We start from the raw sequence: 18,522 nt of genomic DNA, 5'->3' as shown, positions 1-18,522 counted from the left end.
TCACCCAATCGTGTCCACCCCTGCCGGGGTCTTCCTGTTCCTGCGTTGTCGCAACCATACGGTGGCGGGTACGGCGAGGACGGCCAGGAGTGCCGCACCGCCGCCCGCGAGTCCGGCACGCAGCCCGGGCGGGGTGAAGGAACACGCGATGCGAGTGGTCCCCGGTTCCACCGGAATGGCGATCAGGCCGTACCGGTTGTCGGGCTTCTTCATCGCGCCACCCTGTCGCGAGCACACCCAGCCGTCGGTGGCGGTCGTGGCGATCACCGCGGTACCGGTGCTGCCCGCGGGCAATCGGGCTTCGATCGAATGCCCGCCGACGGACACCGCCGTCGCGCCTGTCGTGGTGAGCTGTCGCACCGACTTCGCCAGCAGTCCGGGGTCGAGACAGCCGATCGGGCGAGCCGGGATGTCGGCGTCGGCCGTGGTCGACACCTTGACCTCGACGATGCCCGAAGCGGGCACCGTGCCCACCGGGACGACACCGGCCTGGGCGTCGCCGGTGCTGCCTTCGCTCAGGGCCTCCGCGCCGTTCTGGTTCACCGGGCCGTACAGGGTCGGGCTGTACCAGTAGACACCGTTGCCCGGCGTGCATTTCGCGGTGAAGGTGAGCGTCGTTCCCGACTCGCGCGGAGCCAAGCGGTACGGCCCGGTACCGGTGACCGAAATCGCGGTTTCCTGGCCGGACACCACGGGAGTGGGCACCTGGTAGACGGTGCTTCCCAGGACGGCTTCCTGCCGTGCGTAGACGCTGTCGAAGGCGGTGCCGGTGGGCGCGTTCCCGCCGGGGTGGACCGTGACGAGCGGAGTGGTCGAAAACCGCGACGCCTCGAAGCGGGTGGCGGCGGCGTTGGTCGGGCGAACGCGTGCGCCGACCGAGAAGATCGCGTCGAGCACCGGATTGTCCGCACCGAAAATGGTCCGCCCGCCGTTCATCCAGCCGTATCCCAGCGGAGCGAGCGCGTCGAAGGTCACCTTGGGCGTGTAACTGCTGTAGTACTCCGGACCCTCACCGCGCATGCGCAGCGGATCGTTGTACGCGAAGTACTGGGTGCCGGTGTCGGTGCGGTACCGCGGCCACCCGTCGGCTTCCCCGGTCGCCCGGAACTTGTTGTCGAAGGCCGTGCCGGAGGTGGCGACCGGCCAGGCCCATCGCTCGCGTCCGCGACGCACATCGGCGACGGCGGTGGCCATCGCCGACTCGGCGACCACCACGCCGACCATCAGGACGGTGGCGACGATCATCAGAAGGGGTCGGCCGCGGTCCCTTCGGTGCATTCTGCCCACGTTCATGTCGGGGCGGGACAACTTGAGCAACCACAGCGCGAACACCGAGATGCCGCCGCCTCCGAGCACCGCCCACCAGGTGTACCGGCCGAAGTCGTCGACGTCGCGGACCAGGAAGGTGAGCAGGACCAGGGACAGGGCCGCTCCCGCCACCGGCAACATCCCGGGCCGGTTGGCCAGGCACATCCAGGCCAGCATCGCCAGCATCGCGCTGAAGACGAAGGTCTCGCGGTAGGGGTTGCCGTTGGGCACGGCGAGCCCGTGCCAGAGGTACTGGGTGGGCGACCACTGGAAGGACGCGGCCAGCAGGACCATCGCGCCGCCCCACACCGCTCGGGTGCGTGGTGCCACCGCCCGATTCGCCAGGAAGGCGAGGGCGAGGATCATGCCCAGGCTCGCGATGTACAGCTTCGGGCGGCCACCCCAGAGATGCGTCGCCGGAAGCATCGACGCGAAGAAGATCTCCGAGCGCTCGGCGACGAATTCGCCCGCCTCGGTCGGCTGGGACGCCTTGCTCGACAGGTACGACGGCAGCAGCAGCGGCAGGGTCACCGCGGCTCCCAGCATGAAGGCGCTGCCCGCTCGCACGGTGGCGTCCACCCGTCGGCGCCAGTCGACGTCCAGCGTGGCGAGCCGGATCAGCAACAGGATTCCGCCGGCGAGGGTGGCCATGATCGCGGTGTAGTAGTTGCCGGTCCAGGCGATCGCGACGAACGCGGTCGCGCCCACCCAACGGCGACCCTGGATACACCACTCGACCGCGAGTCCGATCAGCGGAAGCGAGACCAGGCCCCATGTCCACATCGGGATGTAGGAGGCGTCGCTCACCGACCATCCGCACAGCGCGTACGCGACTCCGAGCGCGGCGCGCATCCACCGCGACCCGGGTGCCAGATGTTTGAGGTAGACGGTCATTGCCGCCGCCGCGATGCCCATGGTCAGTGGACTCACCAGGTAAACGGCGAAGTCGACGTGCTCACGCGGGACGAGGATGGCGATCAGCGATACCGGATTGCCCAGATAAGTATGGTAATCGGAGAGGAATTGCTGGCCGAAGCCGCTGCGCCAATTGAAGAACGGATCGCCGGCGGCCTGTCCGTGCGCCAGATCCCACAGGTTCTGGTGGAAAGGCACGTACTGGTTCGCCAGGTCGTTGACGCCCCGGGGTATGTCGCCGAACGGATAGACGCCACGGGCCACCCACGCGGTGCAGTAGGCGGTCACCGTGGCGACGAAAGCCAGCAGCGGCCCGGAGAGGCGGATCGCGAAGCGCCGCAGCCGAAAGCCCCGGCGAAGCCCCGGCCCCGCCGGTTCGCCGGGATCACCGATGTCGGTCACTCCGGCCGGCGTACCATCGGCGACTTTCTGCATGCACAATCCTGTCCGGTGCCCCGGAGCGGCGTCCGGCAACTCGAATGGTGTTCGAGATCCTCAGCGGTAGACGAACTCGAAAAGTTGTTCCCAGCGCTGGAGGATCGAACTGGGAGCGTACCGTTGCACGTCCTTCAACGCCTGCTCGCCCAGCCGGTCGCGCAACTCCGCGTCCGCCATGAGCGTGCGCACGGCACCCGCGAAGCTTTCCGTGTTGCCGCGCGCGACGAGCAGTCCGTTGTTCTCGTGGGAGATGATCTCACGAACGCCCGGCGCGCAGTCGAAGGCCACACACGGAATGCCCATCGACATCGCCTCCAGCAGCGACATCGGGAAACCCTCCGCCCGTGAGGACAACGCGAAGATCGCCCCCTCGCGCAGCGCACCCTCGACGTCCGCCGTCGGCCCGGGGAACTCAACGCTCCCGGCTACACCCAAGCGCAGCGCCTGCGCCCGCAGCGCCGCGTCCTCGGATCCGCCGCCGTACAGGCGCAGCTTCCAGTCCGGGTGCTTCGGCGCGATCTCCCCCCACGCCTCCAGCAGCAGGTCGTAGCCCTTCTCGTAGGAGAAACGGCCCAGACTCACCACGACCTTGTGGCGACGGTCGGAGGAGGTGGTCGGGTCGATCGGCAACGGGTTCGGCAGCGCGCCCGTGTTGTTCATCCCGGCGCGCGCCCACGCCTCGGCGTCCTCGCGGGTGAGCAGGAGCAACCGGTCGACATCGCTGAAATAGCGCTGGACCCGGGCGAATCGGGAGGAAGCCTTGGACGCCTCGAACGACTCGTGGCTCATGCCGATCACCCGCAGCCCGGTGGTGTCGGCGAGCGCGACCCATTCCATGGCCCACACCTGGGGCACGATCACGATCGCACCGGGTCGGGCCGCGCGGAACATCTCGGTCAGCCGGTCCGCGACCTCGTGTGCCTCTTCCCGGCGTCGGGTCTCGCGGACCCGGGCCGGGACGTTGGCGTGATCGCGCAACCGCTTGGGCGACCACGCGCTCGGCGGGTGAACGTCGTACAGGACACTCGTGCGGTACGAGTGCCCGGGCTTGAAGTCGTGCGGTTCGTTCGGGTGCACGATGCCCACGAGATGCACGTCGTGGCCCTGCCCGGCGAGCAGGCCCGCGGTGTGGTGCGCCCAGCGCTGCAGGCCGCCGAGCTCCTCGATGTTGTTGCAGACGATGAAGATGTCACGTCGTGCCTTGGGGCCGGGCACGCTGTCACGGGGCTTCACGCTGTTCCTCCGGGTCCGAAGAAGCGTTCCACGATGGCCTTTGCCGCCGTGCCGGTGTCGTATTCGCCGAACTCCTCGACGAATCGCTGCCGCCGGTCCGCGTGCGCGAGCTGGGTCGCGTCGAGATCGTCCAGCACCTCGAACAGGGCGTCCTCGTCGTGTACGAGCGGGCCCGGGGCATGCTCGGCCAGATCGAAGTACGCCCCGCGGGACTGGCCGGTGTACTCGTCGTAGTCGTAGGTGAAGAGCACCAACGGTCGCGCCAGCAGGGCGTAGTCGAACATCATCGACGAATAGTCCGTGACGAGGGCGTCCGCGAGCAGGAGCAGCGGCGTGATGTCGTGGACCCGCGAGGCGTCGCGCACCACGGCGGCCAGCGACGGCGGGACCTCGACGGTGTTGCGGTAGTGAGTGCGGATCAAGAGTACGTACCGGTCGCCGAAGCGCTCGGCGAACCGTTCCAGGTCGAACGGCATTTCGAACGGCATGATCGATCCCTCCGGCGCCTGCCGGAAGGTCGGGGCGTAGAGCAGCACCCGCCGAGTGTCGTCCGCGTCCAGTCCCAATTCCGTGCGCAAGCGGGTGAGTTCGTCGTCCATGTGCGACGGGTCCACCAGGGCGTCGTTGCGCGGGTAGCCCACTCGAAGGATTTCGGCGCGCAGTCGATACGCGGCGACCAGCGTGCGCACGTCGTGCTCGGAGCGGACCACGAAGTGGTCGAACCGGTCGACGGCGGTCTGCAGCCGGTCGCGTTCGGCCTCGCTCGCCTGCTTCACGGTCGGGATGTCGAAGCCCATCCGCTTGAGCGCCGAGCCGTGCCAGGTCTGGATGTAGGTGGTGCCCTTGTTCTTGACCGCGTCCGCGGGGAAGCCCTGATTGTCGATCCAGAACTCGGCCTGCGCCAATGCCTTGTAGTAGGCCCAGGAATGACGCTTGACCAGTTTCGCGTCCTTGGGGAAGCCCTCGGTGCTGCCGGAATACGACCAGATCGCATTGATCTCGATCCCGGAGCGGCGCAGTTCCTCATAGATGTACTTGGGATTGTCGCTGTACTGCTGTCCCAGGTGGCTCTCGAAGACGATCGTCCCCTTGTGCACAGGCAACTGGGAGAGGGTGCGCTTGCCCAGATCGAGAATGCTCTTCTTGCGCGCCTTGCCCTGCTTGAGCTGGTCCTTGAGCGAACGGATGGCCTTGTGCCCGAGCGGACTGTGCGCGGAGCGCAACATCAACTCCTGGCTCTTGCGGGCCAGTTCGCTCTCGCTGACGACGGCGAAGGCGAGATGCCCCTTGGAAGTCAGGTGCGGCAGCAGGTTGTCGCCGGCCAGCCGGCTCAACCGCGGCCGGATCGGAATGGAGGTGGTGCCTTCCGGCAGCGAGGTCGCGAACAGTCGGGTCGAGGTGATCTCGCCGTCCACGCGCAGCTGTAGGCGGACGTCCCACACCGGGTCGATCAATCCGATCGGCCGAACGTGCTCGGCGAGGTCGAACTCCGAGGTCCAGGTGAGGACGGAGCCCTCGTGTCGCACGGTAGTGACCGGGACGCGCACGGCGATCTTGGCCAACTTCTTGCGACGGGCCCGGAATTCCAGGGTCGCCGCGATGGCCGACTGCGGATCGAGCCGCCCCAGCGCATTGTTGATCTCTCCCGACATCGTCAGGACCGAGCCGGAGCTGCGGAACGAGGTGAGTCGGTTGCCGAACCATGTCTGGAAGAGCGGCTTCGACCACGGCAGTGTGTCCGTGACGTCGAGGACCTGTCGACCGAGCTCGTCGTCGAGGTGATCGGCGCACCAGTAGACCCGCTCGCCCTCCCGATGCAATTCGGTCGCCAGCTTGTTCGGGTTGAGCACCGTGTCCAGTGCCGGGAGCAGGTTGTCCCAGTCGTCGCGCATGATCAGGTACGCGGCCAGAGCGGGGATCGGTTTGCTGTCCAGGAACGCGCTGCGATCGAGCGTTTCCACGTAGGGCTTCGCGAGGGCGAGAAACTCCCGACGGTAGGTCTCGTCCTGGAACGGAAGACCCCACAGATACAGGACGAGGTCGTGCTTGACGAACTTCTTGTCCTTGTGGACCTTGAGCAGGTGCGCTTGCTCGGCGGGAAGACGTTCGACCAGCTGTCGGTCGATCAGTTTGTGGATCCGAATGCGGTCCACGAAATTTCCGATCTCGTCCCGGCGATTCGAGATCGACTTGGCGTCCGTCTTGTCGATGACGTGCCAGTAATAGACCGTATACGGGACCAGTGCGATGCGCTCGGCAGCCAGATATGCCTGTGCGGAGAACAGCAGGTCCTCGTAGTGATACCCCTCCGGAAAACGCAGCGCGTTATCGTTCAGGAAATCCCGCCGATAGCATTTATTCGTCGACAGGGTGTCGTAGAGAAGGTCCGGCTGCTCGCTCAGGGACTCGTACACCGCATGCTGTTCATAAAGGTGCGGGTACCACTTCGTCATCTTGTTCTGCTTGTCCACGTGCAGTCGAACACACAAACCGGAGACCAGGTCCGCGCCGGTCTCCTCGGCGGCAGCCAACATGTTCTTGCAGGCGTGGCGGTCCAGAGTGTCGTCGCTGTCGAGGAACATCACATAGGTGCCGCGGGCCGCGTCGATTCCCACATTGCGGGGTCGGCTGCAGCCACCACTGTTCTCCGGGAGGCGCATGGCCGAAACCTTGTCCGGGTTTTGCGCGGCCAGGCTTTCGGCGACCGAGAAACTGTGGTCGGTGCTGGCGTCGTCCACGATCAGGACTTCGATATTGTCGAGCGTCTGAGCCAGCAGCGAGTCCACCGCTCGGGGCAGGCGGTCCGCATCGTTGTAAACGATGACGACGATGCTGACGTCCGGTGCCGGCGTCATGGACAAGCGGCCACCTCCAAAGGCAAGGATCTCGAAGTCGTATGCGGCGCGAGAGACCTCCGCCGCCGGCCGTGGGCCAATCCCCGCGTGTCGCGGACGGTTTTGCCACAGGGCTCGGACTCGAACGTGAATCGTATCGACTGTATCAATCACAGTATGGCCTCGGTCAAAGCGCTCGAATCGCCGACGCGCGGGATCTGCGCCCATCAGGACGCGCAGCCGGGTCCGGTCGGTTCCGTCGCCGGCCCACTGGCTCCGTCTTCGAGAGTCGGCCCGCCCGCCCGCTCGCTCGGGGGCGGAGGAGCGTGTTCCGGCGGCGGTTGATCGGCTAGCCTGTCTCGTTGTTCAGGGGCTCGGCCCCCGATTTCTTCCTGCGCCAGGGCGTCGCTGTGGCGGACGCCGATAAGGAGTGATGGCGCATGTCCACGGCTCTGGTGATTACGGTGCTCTCGCCGTCCTCCGGGACAACCGTGACCGATTGCGCACCGCTGCTCGGCGATCTCGCCGGGCTGACCCGTAGCGTGCCGGAGATCCGGAGCACGACGAATCGGGCACTCGACCTTCTCGACGGGGACGACCAGCGGATCGCTCTCGTCGACGAGCGGTTCGTCGGGCATCGGCACGCGTTGCGGCTGGCGATCGCCGACACGCGCTTCGCGGCCACCCACGTTCCGGGCGTGCTCGTCGTGGAAGGTGAGGCGCGGGCCGCGGCCGCGCGTATCGCGGCCGCGCTGCGGCCGGCCGACGAGGACTGTCTCCCCGACCTGATCGCCGAGCGCCTGGTCGCCGCCGGTGTGACGCTGCGCGAGGTGCCGTTGGGCGACCTGGTCGCCGCGGTCCCGCGTGATCGTGCCGAACGCGAGCACGCGCTGGCCGCGGTGGCGGCCGTGGACGAGGAACGCATCCGGCTGGATTCGGCGGTCAAGGCCCGTGACGGGTTCTTCACCACCTTCGCGGTGAGCACCTGGTCGCGCCATCTCGCGCGTTGGTGCGCCCGCCGGGCCCTGACGCCCAACCAGGTCACCGTCGCCTCGCTGTTCGTCGCGCTCGCCGCGGCCGCGGGCGCCGCCACCGGTACCCGGGCGGGCTACATCGGTGCCGCCCTGGGCCTGTACCTGTCCTTCGTGCTGGACTGCACCGACGGCCAACTCGCCCGCTACGCGGTGAGTTACTCGCGGATCGGCTCGTGGCTGGACGCCACCTTCGACCGGGCCAAGGAGTACGCGGTCTACGCGGGCCTGGCCCTGGGCGCGGCTCGGCACGACGACGACGTGTGGACCCTCGCGCTGGTCGCCATGGTCGTGATGACCACCCGACACATCGTCGACTTCGCCTTCAACGAGACCCGGCGCGGCATCGGCGGCGGGGACGACGACAGCGCCGACGGCGGCGCCGGCGCCAAGCTCTCCGGCAAGCTGAACTCGGTCGGCTGGACCGTGTGGGCGCGGCGGATGATCATCCTGCCGATCGGCGAGCGCTGGGCGCTGATCGCCGTGCTCACCGCGACCACCACGCCGCGGATCACCTTCGTCGTGCTGATCGTCGGCTGCGTGCTGGCCGCCTGCTACACCTCGCTGGGCCGGATCCTGCGCTCGCTGCCGCGCCGCACGGCGTTCGTCCCGCAGGTGGGCGAACACCTCGCCGCGCTCGCCGACAGCGGCCCGCTCGCCGAGGCGGTGGCCCGACTGCGGCTGCGGGTGCCCGCTCCCGCCGCGGCGCTGGCCGGCACCGCCGCACTGCTTGCCGTACTGCTCGCGGGCGGCGCGGGCGAGTGGTGGGGCCTGGCCGGTGCCGGTGTGTACGCACTGTGCGCCGGCGTGGCGATCGGCCGGCCGCTGGTGCGTCGGCTCGACTGGGTGGTGCCGCCGGTGTTCCGGGCCGCCGAGTACGCCGCGATCACCATCCTGGCCGCGAAGGTCGCGCCCACCGCGGTGGCGGCGGCGTTCGGCTTGGTCGCGGCCACGGCCTACCATCACTACGACACGGTGTACCGCCTGCGTGGCGGCTACGGGGCACCGCCCCGGGCACTGGTGTGGCTGGTCCTGGGTCACGAGGGGCGTGTGCTCCTGGTGACCGTGCTTGCCGCACTGGGTTCGGGGACCCTGCGCACCGGCCTGATCGTGACGGCCGTCGTGCTCGCGGCGATCGTGCTCACCGAGAGTGTCACGTTCTGGGTGCGCGGTGCGCGCCCGGACATCGAGGACGCGACTCCGGTGGGTCCGGCTCCCACGGCCTCGACGCCGTCGTACCGCCCCCTGGAGGCCGCCGCGGCGGCCTTCGATCGAACTGGAGACCTTTCATGATCGGCCTCGTTCTCGCAGCCGGCGCCGGCCGCCGGCTGCGCCCGCATACCGACACGTTGCCCAAGGCGCTGGTGCCGGTGGGCGCGCCCGGTGCGCCGGACAGCGAACGGTCGATCCTGGAGGTCACGCTGTCGCACTACGCCTCGGTCGGGCTGACCGAGGCCGCGATCGTGGTCGGCTACTGCGGCGACGCGATCCGCGAGCGGCAGAGCGTGCTCGAGCGTCGGTACGGCCTGAAGCTGCACATGGTCGACAACGACAAGGCCGAGGAGTGGAACAACGCCTACTCCCTGTGGTGCGCGCGCGAGCACCTCGCGGACGGCGTGCTGCTGGCCAACGGCGACACGTTGCACCCGGTCTCGGTCCAGGAGACCATGCTGGCCGCTCGGGACGGCGTCAAGGGCATAATCCTGGCCCTGGACACCGCCAAGCCGCTCGCCGACGAGGAAATGAAGGTCACCCTCGGCGAGGACGGCCGGATGAGCCGGATCACCAAGCTGATGGACCCGGCCGACGCGGCCGGCGAGTACATCGGCGTCACGCTGATCGAGGGCCACGCGGCGCCCGCGCTGATCGAGTCGCTCCGGGTGACCTTCGAGCGCGACCCGCAGCTGTACTACGAGGACGGCTACCAGGAACTGGTGAACGGCGGCGGCCGGGTCGACGTGCAGCCGATCAGTGCGCCGGACACCCGGGTGCCGTGGACCGAGATCGACACCACCGAGGACCTCATGGTCGCGCGGGAGATCGCGTGCCGGTACTGACCCGACTGGTTCCCACACCGCTCACCGTCGACATCCGCGCGGGCGCGGTCGACGACCTCGCGGCCATCCTGGCCGACCGGCGGGTCTCCACCTCGGGCCGGATCGCGGTCGTGGTCAGCGAGGGTTCCGGCGCGCGGCTGCGCGAACGGTTCGCGCCGCAACTGCCGGGCGCCGAGTGGTACAGCGTCGCCGGCGGCACGCTGACCGCCGCCGTGGACCTGGCCGACCGGATGCGCGGCGGGGCCTACGACGCGGTGGTCGGCCTCGGCGGCGGCCGGGTCCTGGACGCGACCAAGTACGCCGCCGCGCGCGTGGGCCTGCCCATGGTCGCGGTCGCCACCAACCTCGCCCACGACGGCATCGCCTCGCCGGTGAGCATCCTCGACAACGACGCGGGCCGCGGCTCCTACGGCGTGCCCACGCCGATCGCGCTGGTGGTGGACCTGGACCTGGTCCGCGCCGCGCCGCAGCGCTTCGTGCGCTCGGGCATCGGCGAGTCGCTGTCCAACCTGTGCGCGGTCGCCGACTGGGAGCTCTCCCAGCGGGAGACCGGCGAGCCGGTGGACGGCCTGGCGGTCGCGCTGGCCCGCACCTCCGGCGACTCGATACTGCACCGCCCCGGCGGCATCGAGGACGACGACTTCCTCGTGGCCTTGGCCGAGGGCCTCGTACTCTCCGGCATCGCGATGTCCGTGGCCGGCACCACGCGCCCCTGCAGCGGGGCCTGTCACGAGATCTCGCACGCGATCGACCTGCTCTACGGCGAGCGCGACGGCCACGACGGGCTGCACGGCGAACAGGTCGGCCTGGGAGCCGCGTTCGCCACCCACCTGCGCGGCGACGTCGAGCTGACGAAGCTCTTGACGAGCACCCTCGATCGGCACAAGCTGCCGGTCGTGCCGGAGCATCTCGGCCTGACCATCGACGAATTCGTGGCGGCGGTGAGTCACGCGCCCCAGACCCGTCCGGGACGCTTCACCGTCCTCGAACATCTCGACCTCGACAATGACGCCATCCGGGATTCGGTGACCGAATATGTCCACACCTACGGCGGCTGAGCTTCGCTCGGTCGTACACCCCGAGGGCCTGCTCGACCGGCGCAGTGGCGAGCACTGGGCCGGACGCATCTACATGCGGCAGATCTCCCTCCAGGTCACCCGACGCATCGTCGGGACCCGGGTGACGCCCAACGGGCTCACCTACATGATGATCCTCGCGGGCATCGCCGCGGGCGCCGCGCTGATCCTGCCCGGGATCGCCGGGCCGCTCGCGGCGCTGATCCTGGTGCAGCTCTACCTGCTGCTCGACTGCGTCGACGGCGAGGTGGCCCGCTGGCGTCGGCAGACCTCGGTCACCGGTGTCTACCTCGACCGGGTCGGCCACTACCTCTCCGAGGCGGCACTGCTCTCCGGCGCCGGCCTGCACGCCGCGGGCGTCCTGGACGGCGGCGGCTTCAACGGCTACGCGACGCTGGGTGTGGTCGCCGCGCTGGGCGCGATCCTGATCAAGTCGGAGACCGACCTGGTCGACGGCGCCCGGGCCAAGAGCGGCCTGCCGCCGGTGCAGGACGCCGCCGCCGTGCCGCGTTCCTCGGGTGCGGCATCGGCCCGCAAGCTGGTCGCCTCGCTCAAGTTCCACCGCCTGGTCGGCGCCGTCGAGGCGTCGATCTTCCTGCTTCTGGCAGGCGTGCTCGACCTGGTGGCCGACGACGGCGGCCTGCTGTACAGCAGGATCGCGGTCGGCGCGCTCGCCGCCATCGCGCTCCTGCAGACCGTGCTGCACCTGGTCAGCGTGCTCATGTCGAGCAGGCTCCGGTGACCGCCGAGGCTGCCGAGGGGCAGCGCGCCGGCGACGTCGCCGCGGCGGAGCGCATCACACTCGGCGCGGTCGTGTTGACCATGGGCGACCGCCCGGTCGAGCTGGACCGGCTGCTGCGCTCGGTCGCCGACCAGGTCGGCGACCCGATGGCGGTGGTCGTGGTGGCCAACGGCGGTCCGCTGCCGGAACTGCCCGAGGGCGCGGTGGGCATCCCCCTGCCGAAGAACGTGGGCATCCCCGCCGGCCGCAACGTGGGCACCGCGGGCCTGCCGGCCGGCACCGACGTGGTGCTCTTCCTCGACGACGACGGCCGCCTCGGCGGTACCGACGCCGGTCGGCTGTTGCGCGAGGCGTTCGCGGCGAACCCGCGCCTGGGCATCGTCAGCTTCCGGATCGTGGACCCGGAGAGCGGTGAGACCCAGCGCCGACACGTGCCCAGGATCCGGGTCGGCGACCCGCTGCGCTCGGGCCCGGTGACCACCTTCCTCGGCGGCGCGAGCGCGGTCCGTGCGGCCGTGCTGGAGGAGGTCGGCGGGCTGCCCGACGACTTCTTCTACGCGCACGAGGAGACCGACCTCGCGTGGCGCGCGCTCGATGCCGGATGGGAGATCGAGTACCGCGCGGACATCGTGCTGGAGCACCCCAAGACCAGCCCGGCGCGGCACGCGGCCTTCTTCCGGATGAACGCGCGCAACCGCGTCTACCTGGCCCGCCGCAACCTGCCGTGGCCGATCGTGCCCGCCTACCTGGGCACCTGGGTCGTCCTGACCGCCGCCCGCCGGCCGTCCAGGGAGAACGCCCAGGCGTGGCTGGGCGGCTTCCGCGAGGGGTGGAAGACCCCGAGCGGCCCGCGCAAGCCGATGTCCTGGCGGACCGTCTGGCGGATGACCAGGCTCGGCCGTCCGCCCGTCATCTGACAGGCTGGAATTCTCGTACCGTTTCGATTTCGATCCGACGCAGACGAAAGTGTCAACGTGGCCAACAGCGCGCAGGCCGACACCCTGAGCCCACAGGGGACGTCGGCGCCCCCCGGTTCGTCCGAACCTCTGGCGGATCTCGCCGCCCGCTACAAGCTGACGGTCAGCGGCGCCCGACCGGGGCTGCTCTCGTACACGAAGCAGCTCTGGGCCCGGCGCCACTTCGTGGTGGCCTTCGCCAACGCCAAGACCCGGGCGACCTACAGCACCGCCAAACTCGGCCAGGTCTGGCAGGTGCTCACCCCGCTGCTGAACGCGGCCGTGTACTACCTGATCTTCGGCTACCTGGTGAAGACCAAGGGCGGCATCGACAACTACGTCGCCTTCCTGGTCACCGGCGTCTTCGTGTTCACGTTCACGCAGAGCGCGGTCCTCGCGGGCAGCCGGGCGATCAGCGATCAGCTCAACCTGATCCGCGCGCTGCACTTCCCGCGCGCGTGTCTGCCGATCTCGTTCACCATCGTGCAGCTCCAGCAACTGCTGTTCTCCATGGTCGTGTTGTGCGCGATCGTGTTGGGCACCGGTGAGCCGCTTACGCTGAAATGGCTGCTCATCCTGCCCGCGCTGATGCTGCAGTTCGTCTTCAACGTCGGCCTGAGCCTGGTGCTGGCCCGCATCGGCGCCGTGATGGTGGACATCAAGCAGCTGCTGCCGTTCATCCTGCGCACCTGGCTCTACATCAGCGGCGTCTTCTACAGCCTGGACAACTACACCAAGACGGCGCCGTCCTGGGTGGCCCGCGTGCTGGAGGCGAACCCGGGCGCGGTGTACATCGAGCTGGTGCGCGACGCGCTGATCGACAGCCACACCAAGGTGCCCCCGCACACCTGGGCCTACGCCATCGGCTGGGCGTTCGTGATGGGCTTCGGCGGCTACGTGTACTTCTGGAAGGCGGAAGAGAGGTACGGCCGTGGCTGAGCAGCCGGCAATCATGAGTTGGAGCGAGGTCACCGAGAAGCCCGAGGTCGAGGTGCCCGAACAGAGCCAACCGCACGAACCCGAGCAAGCCCCGAAGCAGGAGGAGGTCCCGCCGACCGTCGTGGTCGACGACGTGCACCTGATCTACCGGGTGCACGGTGCCTCCTCGGGCAAGGGCAGCGCGACCTCCGCGCTGTCCCGGCTGGCGTTGCGCAAGAAGGCCACCGGCGTCACCGAGGTGCACGCGGTGCGCGGCGTCAGCTTCGTCGCCTACAAGGGCCAGGCGATCGGCCTGATCGGCCGCAACGGCTCCGGCAAGAGCACGCTGCTCAAGTGCATCGCCGGCCTGCTGCCGCCCACCAAGGGCAAGATCTACAGCGACGGCCAGCCGTCGCTGCTGGGCGTCAACGCCGCGATGATGAACGACCTCACCGGTGAGCGGAACATCATCCTGGGCTGCCTGGCGATGGGCATGACCCAGCGGGAGGCCGAGGAGAACTACGACGAGATCGCCACGTTCTCCGGCCTCAACAACTACAACGGCAAGGACTTCACCAAGCTGCCGATGCGTACGTACTCGTCCGGCATGGCGGCCCGGCTGCGGTTCTCCATCGCCGCCGCGCGCACGCACGACGTGCTGATGATCGACGAGGCGCTGGCCACCGGCGACCGTGAGTTCCAGCTCAAGAGCGAGGCCCGGATTCGCGAGCTGCGCAAGGAGGCCGGCACGGTCTTCCTGGTCAGCCACAGCATGAAGTCGATCCGGGACACCTGCGACCGGGTGATCTGGCTCGATCAGGGCGTGATCAAGATGGACGGGCCGATGGCGGAGGTCGTCAACGCCTACGAGGGCAAGTAGCGACACCGCTGCACGGCACCACCCGCACCACGCGCACCACCCGCACCACAATGCACCACGCGAAGGGGTTCACCGGTGTCCTTGCAGGTCCTGGCGGAGAGTACCGACGACAATCTCGACATCGAGGTCCTGCGGGACGTCAACGGGCTCACCGAACACACCTCATGGGCACACGGGGGCATGGAGTTCATGGGCGAGTACGGCATGTTCGCCGTACTCGCCGTACTCGCCCTGCTCGCGTGGTGGCGGGCCCGGAGTCGGGCCGACCACACCGCGGCGATGGCCGGCCTCGTGTGGGCTCCGCTCGCGGCCCTGGTCGCCGAGTTGGCGAACGCCCCGCTGCGCGACTGGGTGGACCGGCCGCGTCCGTTCCTGAGCCACGACGGGCTGCATGTGCTCGTCGAGGGCAAGACCGATCCGTCCTTCGCCTCCGACCACGCGCTGACCACGATGGCGCTGGCGGTCGGGATCCTGCTGGTGGATCGCCGGATCGGGATCCTGGCGGTGCTCGCGTCGGTGTTCACCGGTTTCTCCCGGCTGTACGTGGGTGTGCACTACCCGACCGACGTGCTCGCCGGGTTCGCGCTGGGCGCGCTGGTCGCCCTGGTGGGGTCGCTGTTCATGGGTCGTGTCCTGGAACCGGTGGTGCGGCTGGTCGAACGCGGACCGCTGCGTCCGCTGGTGACGGCCGAGCCGCGCCCGGCGGGATGACGGCGACGCGGCCGAGGGGGCGGACACGATGGGGACGGACAGCGAGGGCGGCCGCGACGCCGGACGCCTGGGCGAGCGGCTGAGCCTGCGCGAACAGGTGGCGCGCGCGGTCCGGGCCGCGCTGGTGGCGGGCCGGATGCAGCCCGGCGTGGTCTACTCGGCGCCCGCCCTGGCCACCCGATTCGGGGTGTCCGCGACGCCGGTCCGCGAGGCGCTGCTCGATCTGGCCAAGGACGGTCTGGTCGAGCCGGTCCGCAACAAGGGCTTTCGGATCCGCAGCATGTCCGCCGCCGACCTGGACGACATCCACGACCTGCGCGAACTCCTGGAGATACCGATCATCGGGCGGATCGCCCGGGACGGTTGCGCGCACGCGTTGCCGGCCCTGCGGGCACTGGTCGACGAACTCGCCGACGCGGTCGCCCGCGTCGACGCGCCGGCCTACGTGGACGCCGACGATCGTTTCCACGCCCACCTGCTCGGCCTGGCCGGCAACGCGCGCCTGGTCCGGATGGTCGCCGAACTGCGGGCCCAGGCCCGGCTGCATGGTCCGCACCCGCTGGCCGACCCGGCCGACCGGAGCCGGATCGCCGCCGAGCACCACCGGTTGCTCGACCTGATCGAGGCCGGTGATCGGGCCGGCGCCGAGGAGTTGACCCGGCGGCATCTGGCCTGGTCGCGCCGCCCGGCCCCGGACGTGCTGCCCGCGCCCGCCGACCCGCCGTCCCCCGAACGGCCGTAACCCGGCGTCGCCTCGCTCGTTGTCCCGTCGAGCCGCCGCCGCGTGGCCGGCCGTCACGCGAGGATTCCGAGCATCCGGGAGAACCCCACATGTTGGTCCGTACCGCGCTCACGGGTGTCTGCTGTGCGCTCCTCCTGGCCGGGGCCGCCGGCTGTCAGGGCGACGACGTGCAACCTCAGGGAGCGCAGGTCAAGGGCAGCGCCGGGGCATCGAACGGCCCGCCCGCAGCGGTCCTGGCGGTCCGCAGGGCGGCCGATGTCACGACCGGCGCGAAGAGTTCGCGCACCCGCACCACGATGACCATGCAAAACGCCGACCGGGTGGTCAAGCTCACCGGGCAGGGCATGTTCGACTACGTCCGGCACATCGGCTCGCTCACGGTGGACGCGCCCAAGGACTCCGGCATCGCCGGCCCGCTCCAGGAGATCCTCACCCCCGACGCGCTCTACATGAAGAACGGGTCGCCGGGCGTGCCCAAGGACAAGTGGGTGCGGCTGGCGATCGACGGGCTGGCCGACGGCAACCTGGTCAGCGGCGGTGCGACCGACCCCGGGACGTCCTTCGAGATACTGCGCGGGGTCAACGACGACGTGGTGCTCGTGGGGACCGAGAAGCTGGGCGCGGACACGGTGCGGCACTACAAGGGAACCCTCGACATCCGCAAGGCGCACGACCTGACCGCGCCGGAGGTGCGCGGCCCGCTGGCCGCCGCGCTCAAGACCTTCGACGGCGCGCCGATTCCGTTCGACGCCTACCTCGACGACGCCGGGCGGCTGCGCAAGGTCGAGGAGTCGTTCGCCTTCGCGATGGGCCCGGATCAGGGCAAGGCGGCACCGACCGCGAAGGTGCTCTCCGCGGCGGAGCTGTACGACTTCGGCGTGGTGGTCGACGTCAAGCCGCCCGAGGCCAAGGACCTGTACGTCGCGCCGAGCCCGTCCCGGACACCCGCGCGACGCGGCTGAGTCACTCGCGCGGAGTCGTTCCGGGCGGTCCCCATATGACCCAGGCGTGCCATGTCGGCGCCGCGGAGCCACCCCTACGCTGGATGGGCCGAGGCCCGTCCGGGGTGCGCACGAGGAGGTGATGTGGGTGTCACGATTCTCCGATCGCGGTGTGCACGACCACGTCGTCCTCGACGAGATCGAGCTCTACGGCGACCTGATGATCGCGGCGTCGGCGAGCGAGGGTCCGCTCACGCAGGCTCAGATCGACGCCGTGCTCGGACTCGTCGGCGGCTGGGGGACAGGGACCCACACCCGGGCCGGCCCCCGTCGCCGCGGCCTCAGGAGCGCACCAGGCGTGCGATCGCCTGGGACGCCTCCTTGACCTTTTCGTCCGCTTCCGGGCCGCCCTTTTCCACCGCGTTCGCGACGCAGTGCGCCAAGTGTTCCTCCAGCAGGCTGAGCGCGAACGATTGCAGCGCCTTGGTGGCCGCCGAGACCTGCGTCAGGATGTCGATGCAGTATTCGTCCTCGGAGACCATCCGCTGCAACCCGCGCACCTGCCCCTCGACCCGGCGCAGCCGCTTGAGGTGCTCGTCCTTGCGCCCGCTGTAGCCGTGCCCGTGCCCCGATGCGCCGTGCGCCGCCGTCGTATCCGGCTTCTGCGGATCCTGTTCCACCGTCGTCTCCCGTATCTCTGCGGCCGTTCCCCACGTGTCCATGGCCCGATGGGTGACCGTCCATTATCCGAATTTACCCCCGGGGGGTATATCCGGCAAGCATTGCGATTCCGCGCCGGTGGTGTCGGTCGCTCGCGCCCGTCTCAGGTGCGAACATCGCGGCCGATCCCTCGGATTCGTTCATGTGATGTGGACGACATGGATCGAGCCTAGGTCGCACTGTCACTCGAATGCCGCCCTGGCCCATACTCTGGCCGTGTGACGGGCGTCCTAGGCGGCGGAACGGGTGGTTCCGCATGCCCGTTCGTCGCTGTGAGCGCGCGTCTCGTTACCGCCGGGTACGGTCGCGGTTCGCGTCGACTCCCCGGCTTGCGTGCACGACCGCCGGAGCGCCTAGCATCGACGCCGACCACTTTCATTATCCCGGAGACCTCCAGTGCGATTGCGTCTGACCCCCAGGGAGACGAGCTTCTACGACATGTTCGCCGCAGCGGCGAGCAACCTGGTCACCGCATCCAAGCTCCTGACGGAGTTGCTCGGCGCAGAGGTCTCCGCTCGTCCGGAGATCGCCGAACGGATGCGCGCGGCCGAGCATGCCGGTGACGACACCACGCATGCGATCATGCGCCAGCTCAACGCCTCCTTCATCACCCCGTTCGACCGCGAGGACATCTACGCCCTCGCCTCGCAACTGGACGATGTCATGGACTACATGGAAGAGGCCGTCGACCTGGTCGTGCTGTATCAGCTCGACGAGCTTCCGCCGCAGGTGGCCGATCAGATCGAGGTGCTGGTCCGGGCCTCGGAGCTGACCGCCGAGGCGATGCCCCGGCTGCGCACGATGAAGGACCTGACCGAGTACTGGATCGAGATCAACCGACTCGAGAACCAGGCCGACCAGATCCACCGCAAGCTCCTGGCCCATTTGTTCAGTGGCGCGTACGACGCGCTGACCGTGCTCAAGCTCAAGGGCATCGTCGACGTGCTCGAAGAGGCCGCCGACGGGTTCGAGCACGTGGCGAACACGGTCGAGACGATCGCCGTCAAGGAGTCCTGACCC

Annotated in this window: 15 protein-coding genes; 11 read left to right on the top strand and 4 right to left on the bottom strand. The window is 69.2% G+C overall.

Annotated elements, in window-relative coordinates:
* Genes A3IC_RS0122370 through A3IC_RS0122360 form a run of 3 tightly spaced genes read right to left on the bottom strand, consistent with a single transcriptional unit; the run spans position 1 to position 6,749 of the window.
* The gene (locus tag A3IC_RS0122370; RefSeq protein WP_106668976.1) at positions 1 to 2,658 is read right to left on the bottom strand and encodes a YfhO family protein; all 2,658 of its coding nucleotides are present in this window, start codon (positions 2,656 to 2,658) and stop codon (positions 1 to 3) included.
* A 60-nt stretch (positions 2,659 to 2,718) separates the two neighbouring features.
* On the bottom strand, positions 2,719 to 3,894 hold the full coding sequence (locus tag A3IC_RS0122365; protein ID WP_020552290.1) for a glycosyltransferase family 4 protein: 1,176 nt from the start codon (positions 3,892 to 3,894) through the stop codon (positions 2,719 to 2,721).
* Entirely contained in the window at positions 3,891 to 6,749 is a 2,859-nt protein-coding gene (locus A3IC_RS0122360; RefSeq protein WP_020552289.1) for a bifunctional glycosyltransferase/CDP-glycerol:glycerophosphate glycerophosphotransferase, read from the bottom strand. Before A3IC_RS0122360 ends, A3IC_RS0122365 begins: the two co-directional genes overlap by 4 nt.
* Positions 6,750 to 7,168: 419 nt before the next feature.
* Between A3IC_RS0122360 and A3IC_RS0122355 the strand changes: the two genes are divergently transcribed.
* From A3IC_RS0122355 to A3IC_RS55880, 10 genes are all read left to right on the top strand, one after another.
* Entirely contained in the window at positions 7,169 to 9,052 is a 1,884-nt protein-coding gene (locus A3IC_RS0122355; RefSeq protein ID WP_079026603.1) for a DUF5941 domain-containing protein, read from the top strand.
* Positions 9,049 to 9,816, top strand: a complete 768-nt coding sequence (locus A3IC_RS0122350; protein WP_020552287.1) for a phosphocholine cytidylyltransferase family protein — start codon at positions 9,049 to 9,051, stop codon at positions 9,814 to 9,816. The genes A3IC_RS0122355 and A3IC_RS0122350 overlap by 4 nt, the downstream gene beginning before the upstream one ends.
* Positions 9,804 to 10,874 (top strand): iron-containing alcohol dehydrogenase family protein, encoded by a 1,071-nt coding sequence (locus tag A3IC_RS0122345; protein WP_020552286.1) that lies wholly within the window; start codon positions 9,804 to 9,806, stop codon positions 10,872 to 10,874. The genes A3IC_RS0122350 and A3IC_RS0122345 overlap by 13 nt, the downstream gene beginning before the upstream one ends.
* The gene (locus A3IC_RS0122340; RefSeq protein WP_020552285.1) at positions 10,852 to 11,634 is read left to right on the top strand and encodes a CDP-alcohol phosphatidyltransferase family protein; all 783 of its coding nucleotides are present in this window, start codon (positions 10,852 to 10,854) and stop codon (positions 11,632 to 11,634) included. Before A3IC_RS0122345 ends, A3IC_RS0122340 begins: the two co-directional genes overlap by 23 nt.
* Before the next feature lie 80 nt (positions 11,635 to 11,714).
* A complete protein-coding gene (locus A3IC_RS0122335) occupies positions 11,715 to 12,551 on the top strand; it encodes a glycosyltransferase family 2 protein (protein WP_052173718.1) in 837 nt (278 codons plus the stop codon).
* Between the two features lie 57 nt (positions 12,552 to 12,608).
* Complete coding sequence (locus A3IC_RS0122330; RefSeq protein WP_020552283.1) at positions 12,609 to 13,529, top strand: ABC transporter permease; 921 nt, start codon at positions 12,609 to 12,611, stop codon at positions 13,527 to 13,529.
* A 13-nt stretch (positions 13,530 to 13,542) separates the two neighbouring features.
* Positions 13,543 to 14,388: an ABC transporter ATP-binding protein gene (locus tag A3IC_RS0122325; protein ID WP_020552282.1), complete on the top strand. Its 846-nt coding sequence runs from the start codon at positions 13,543 to 13,545 to the stop codon at positions 14,386 to 14,388.
* A gap of 75 nt (positions 14,389 to 14,463) precedes the next feature.
* Positions 14,464 to 15,099, top strand: a complete 636-nt coding sequence (locus A3IC_RS0122320; RefSeq protein WP_106668975.1) for a phosphatase PAP2 family protein — start codon at positions 14,464 to 14,466, stop codon at positions 15,097 to 15,099.
* A 28-nt stretch (positions 15,100 to 15,127) separates the two neighbouring features.
* On the top strand, positions 15,128 to 15,841 hold the full coding sequence (locus A3IC_RS55885) for a GntR family transcriptional regulator (RefSeq protein ID WP_020552280.1): 714 nt from the start codon (positions 15,128 to 15,130) through the stop codon (positions 15,839 to 15,841).
* Between the two features lie 89 nt (positions 15,842 to 15,930).
* A complete protein-coding gene (locus A3IC_RS55880) occupies positions 15,931 to 16,803 on the top strand; it encodes an SCO4651 family lipoprotein (protein WP_020552279.1) in 873 nt (290 codons plus the stop codon).
* 320 nt (positions 16,804 to 17,123) lie between these two features.
* Here the strand turns inward: A3IC_RS55880 and A3IC_RS0122300 are convergent, their stop codons facing one another.
* A complete protein-coding gene (locus A3IC_RS0122300; RefSeq protein ID WP_020552277.1) occupies positions 17,124 to 17,504 on the bottom strand; it encodes a metal-sensitive transcriptional regulator in 381 nt (126 codons plus the stop codon).
* Positions 17,505 to 17,898: 394 nt separating this feature from the next.
* On the opposite strand from A3IC_RS0122300, the gene A3IC_RS0122295 reads away from it, so the two are divergent.
* Positions 17,899 to 18,519, top strand: a complete 621-nt coding sequence (locus A3IC_RS0122295) for a DUF47 domain-containing protein (RefSeq protein WP_020552276.1) — start codon at positions 17,899 to 17,901, stop codon at positions 18,517 to 18,519.
* The last annotated feature ends 3 nt before the right edge of the window (positions 18,520 to 18,522 follow it).

It is taken from the genome of Embleya scabrispora DSM 41855, from assembly GCF_000372745.1.
GTDB lineage: Bacteria > Actinomycetota > Actinomycetes > Streptomycetales > Streptomycetaceae > Embleya > Embleya scabrispora.
The sequence above is the reverse complement of the archived record's forward strand: the minus strand, read 5'-3'. Positions and strand labels throughout refer to the sequence as shown.

What these genes read in the sequence shown, in the direction of transcription:
- A3IC_RS0122370 (WP_106668976.1), bottom strand. Translation starts at nt 2,658, where the DNA reads ATGCAGAAAGTCGCCGATGGTACGCCGGCCGGAGTGACCGACATCGGT.
- A3IC_RS0122360 (WP_020552289.1), bottom strand. Translation starts at nt 6,749, where the DNA reads ATGACGCCGGCACCGGACGTCAGCATCGTCGTCATCGTTTACAACGAT.
- A3IC_RS0122355 (WP_079026603.1), top strand. Translation starts at nt 7,169, where the DNA reads ATGTCCACGGCTCTGGTGATTACGGTGCTCTCGCCGTCCTCCGGGACA.
- A3IC_RS0122350 (WP_020552287.1), top strand. Translation starts at nt 9,049, where the DNA reads ATGATCGGCCTCGTTCTCGCAGCCGGCGCCGGCCGCCGGCTGCGCCCG.
- A3IC_RS0122340 (WP_020552285.1), top strand. Translation starts at nt 10,852, where the DNA reads ATGTCCACACCTACGGCGGCTGAGCTTCGCTCGGTCGTACACCCCGAG.
- A3IC_RS0122335 (WP_052173718.1), top strand. Translation starts at nt 11,715, where the DNA reads ATGGGCGACCGCCCGGTCGAGCTGGACCGGCTGCTGCGCTCGGTCGCC.
- A3IC_RS0122325 (WP_020552282.1), top strand. Translation starts at nt 13,543, where the DNA reads ATGAGTTGGAGCGAGGTCACCGAGAAGCCCGAGGTCGAGGTGCCCGAA.
- A3IC_RS55885 (WP_020552280.1), top strand. Translation starts at nt 15,128, where the DNA reads ATGGGGACGGACAGCGAGGGCGGCCGCGACGCCGGACGCCTGGGCGAG.
- A3IC_RS55880 (WP_020552279.1), top strand. Translation starts at nt 15,931, where the DNA reads ATGTTGGTCCGTACCGCGCTCACGGGTGTCTGCTGTGCGCTCCTCCTG.
- A3IC_RS0122300 (WP_020552277.1), bottom strand. Translation starts at nt 17,504, where the DNA reads ATGGACACGTGGGGAACGGCCGCAGAGATACGGGAGACGACGGTGGAA.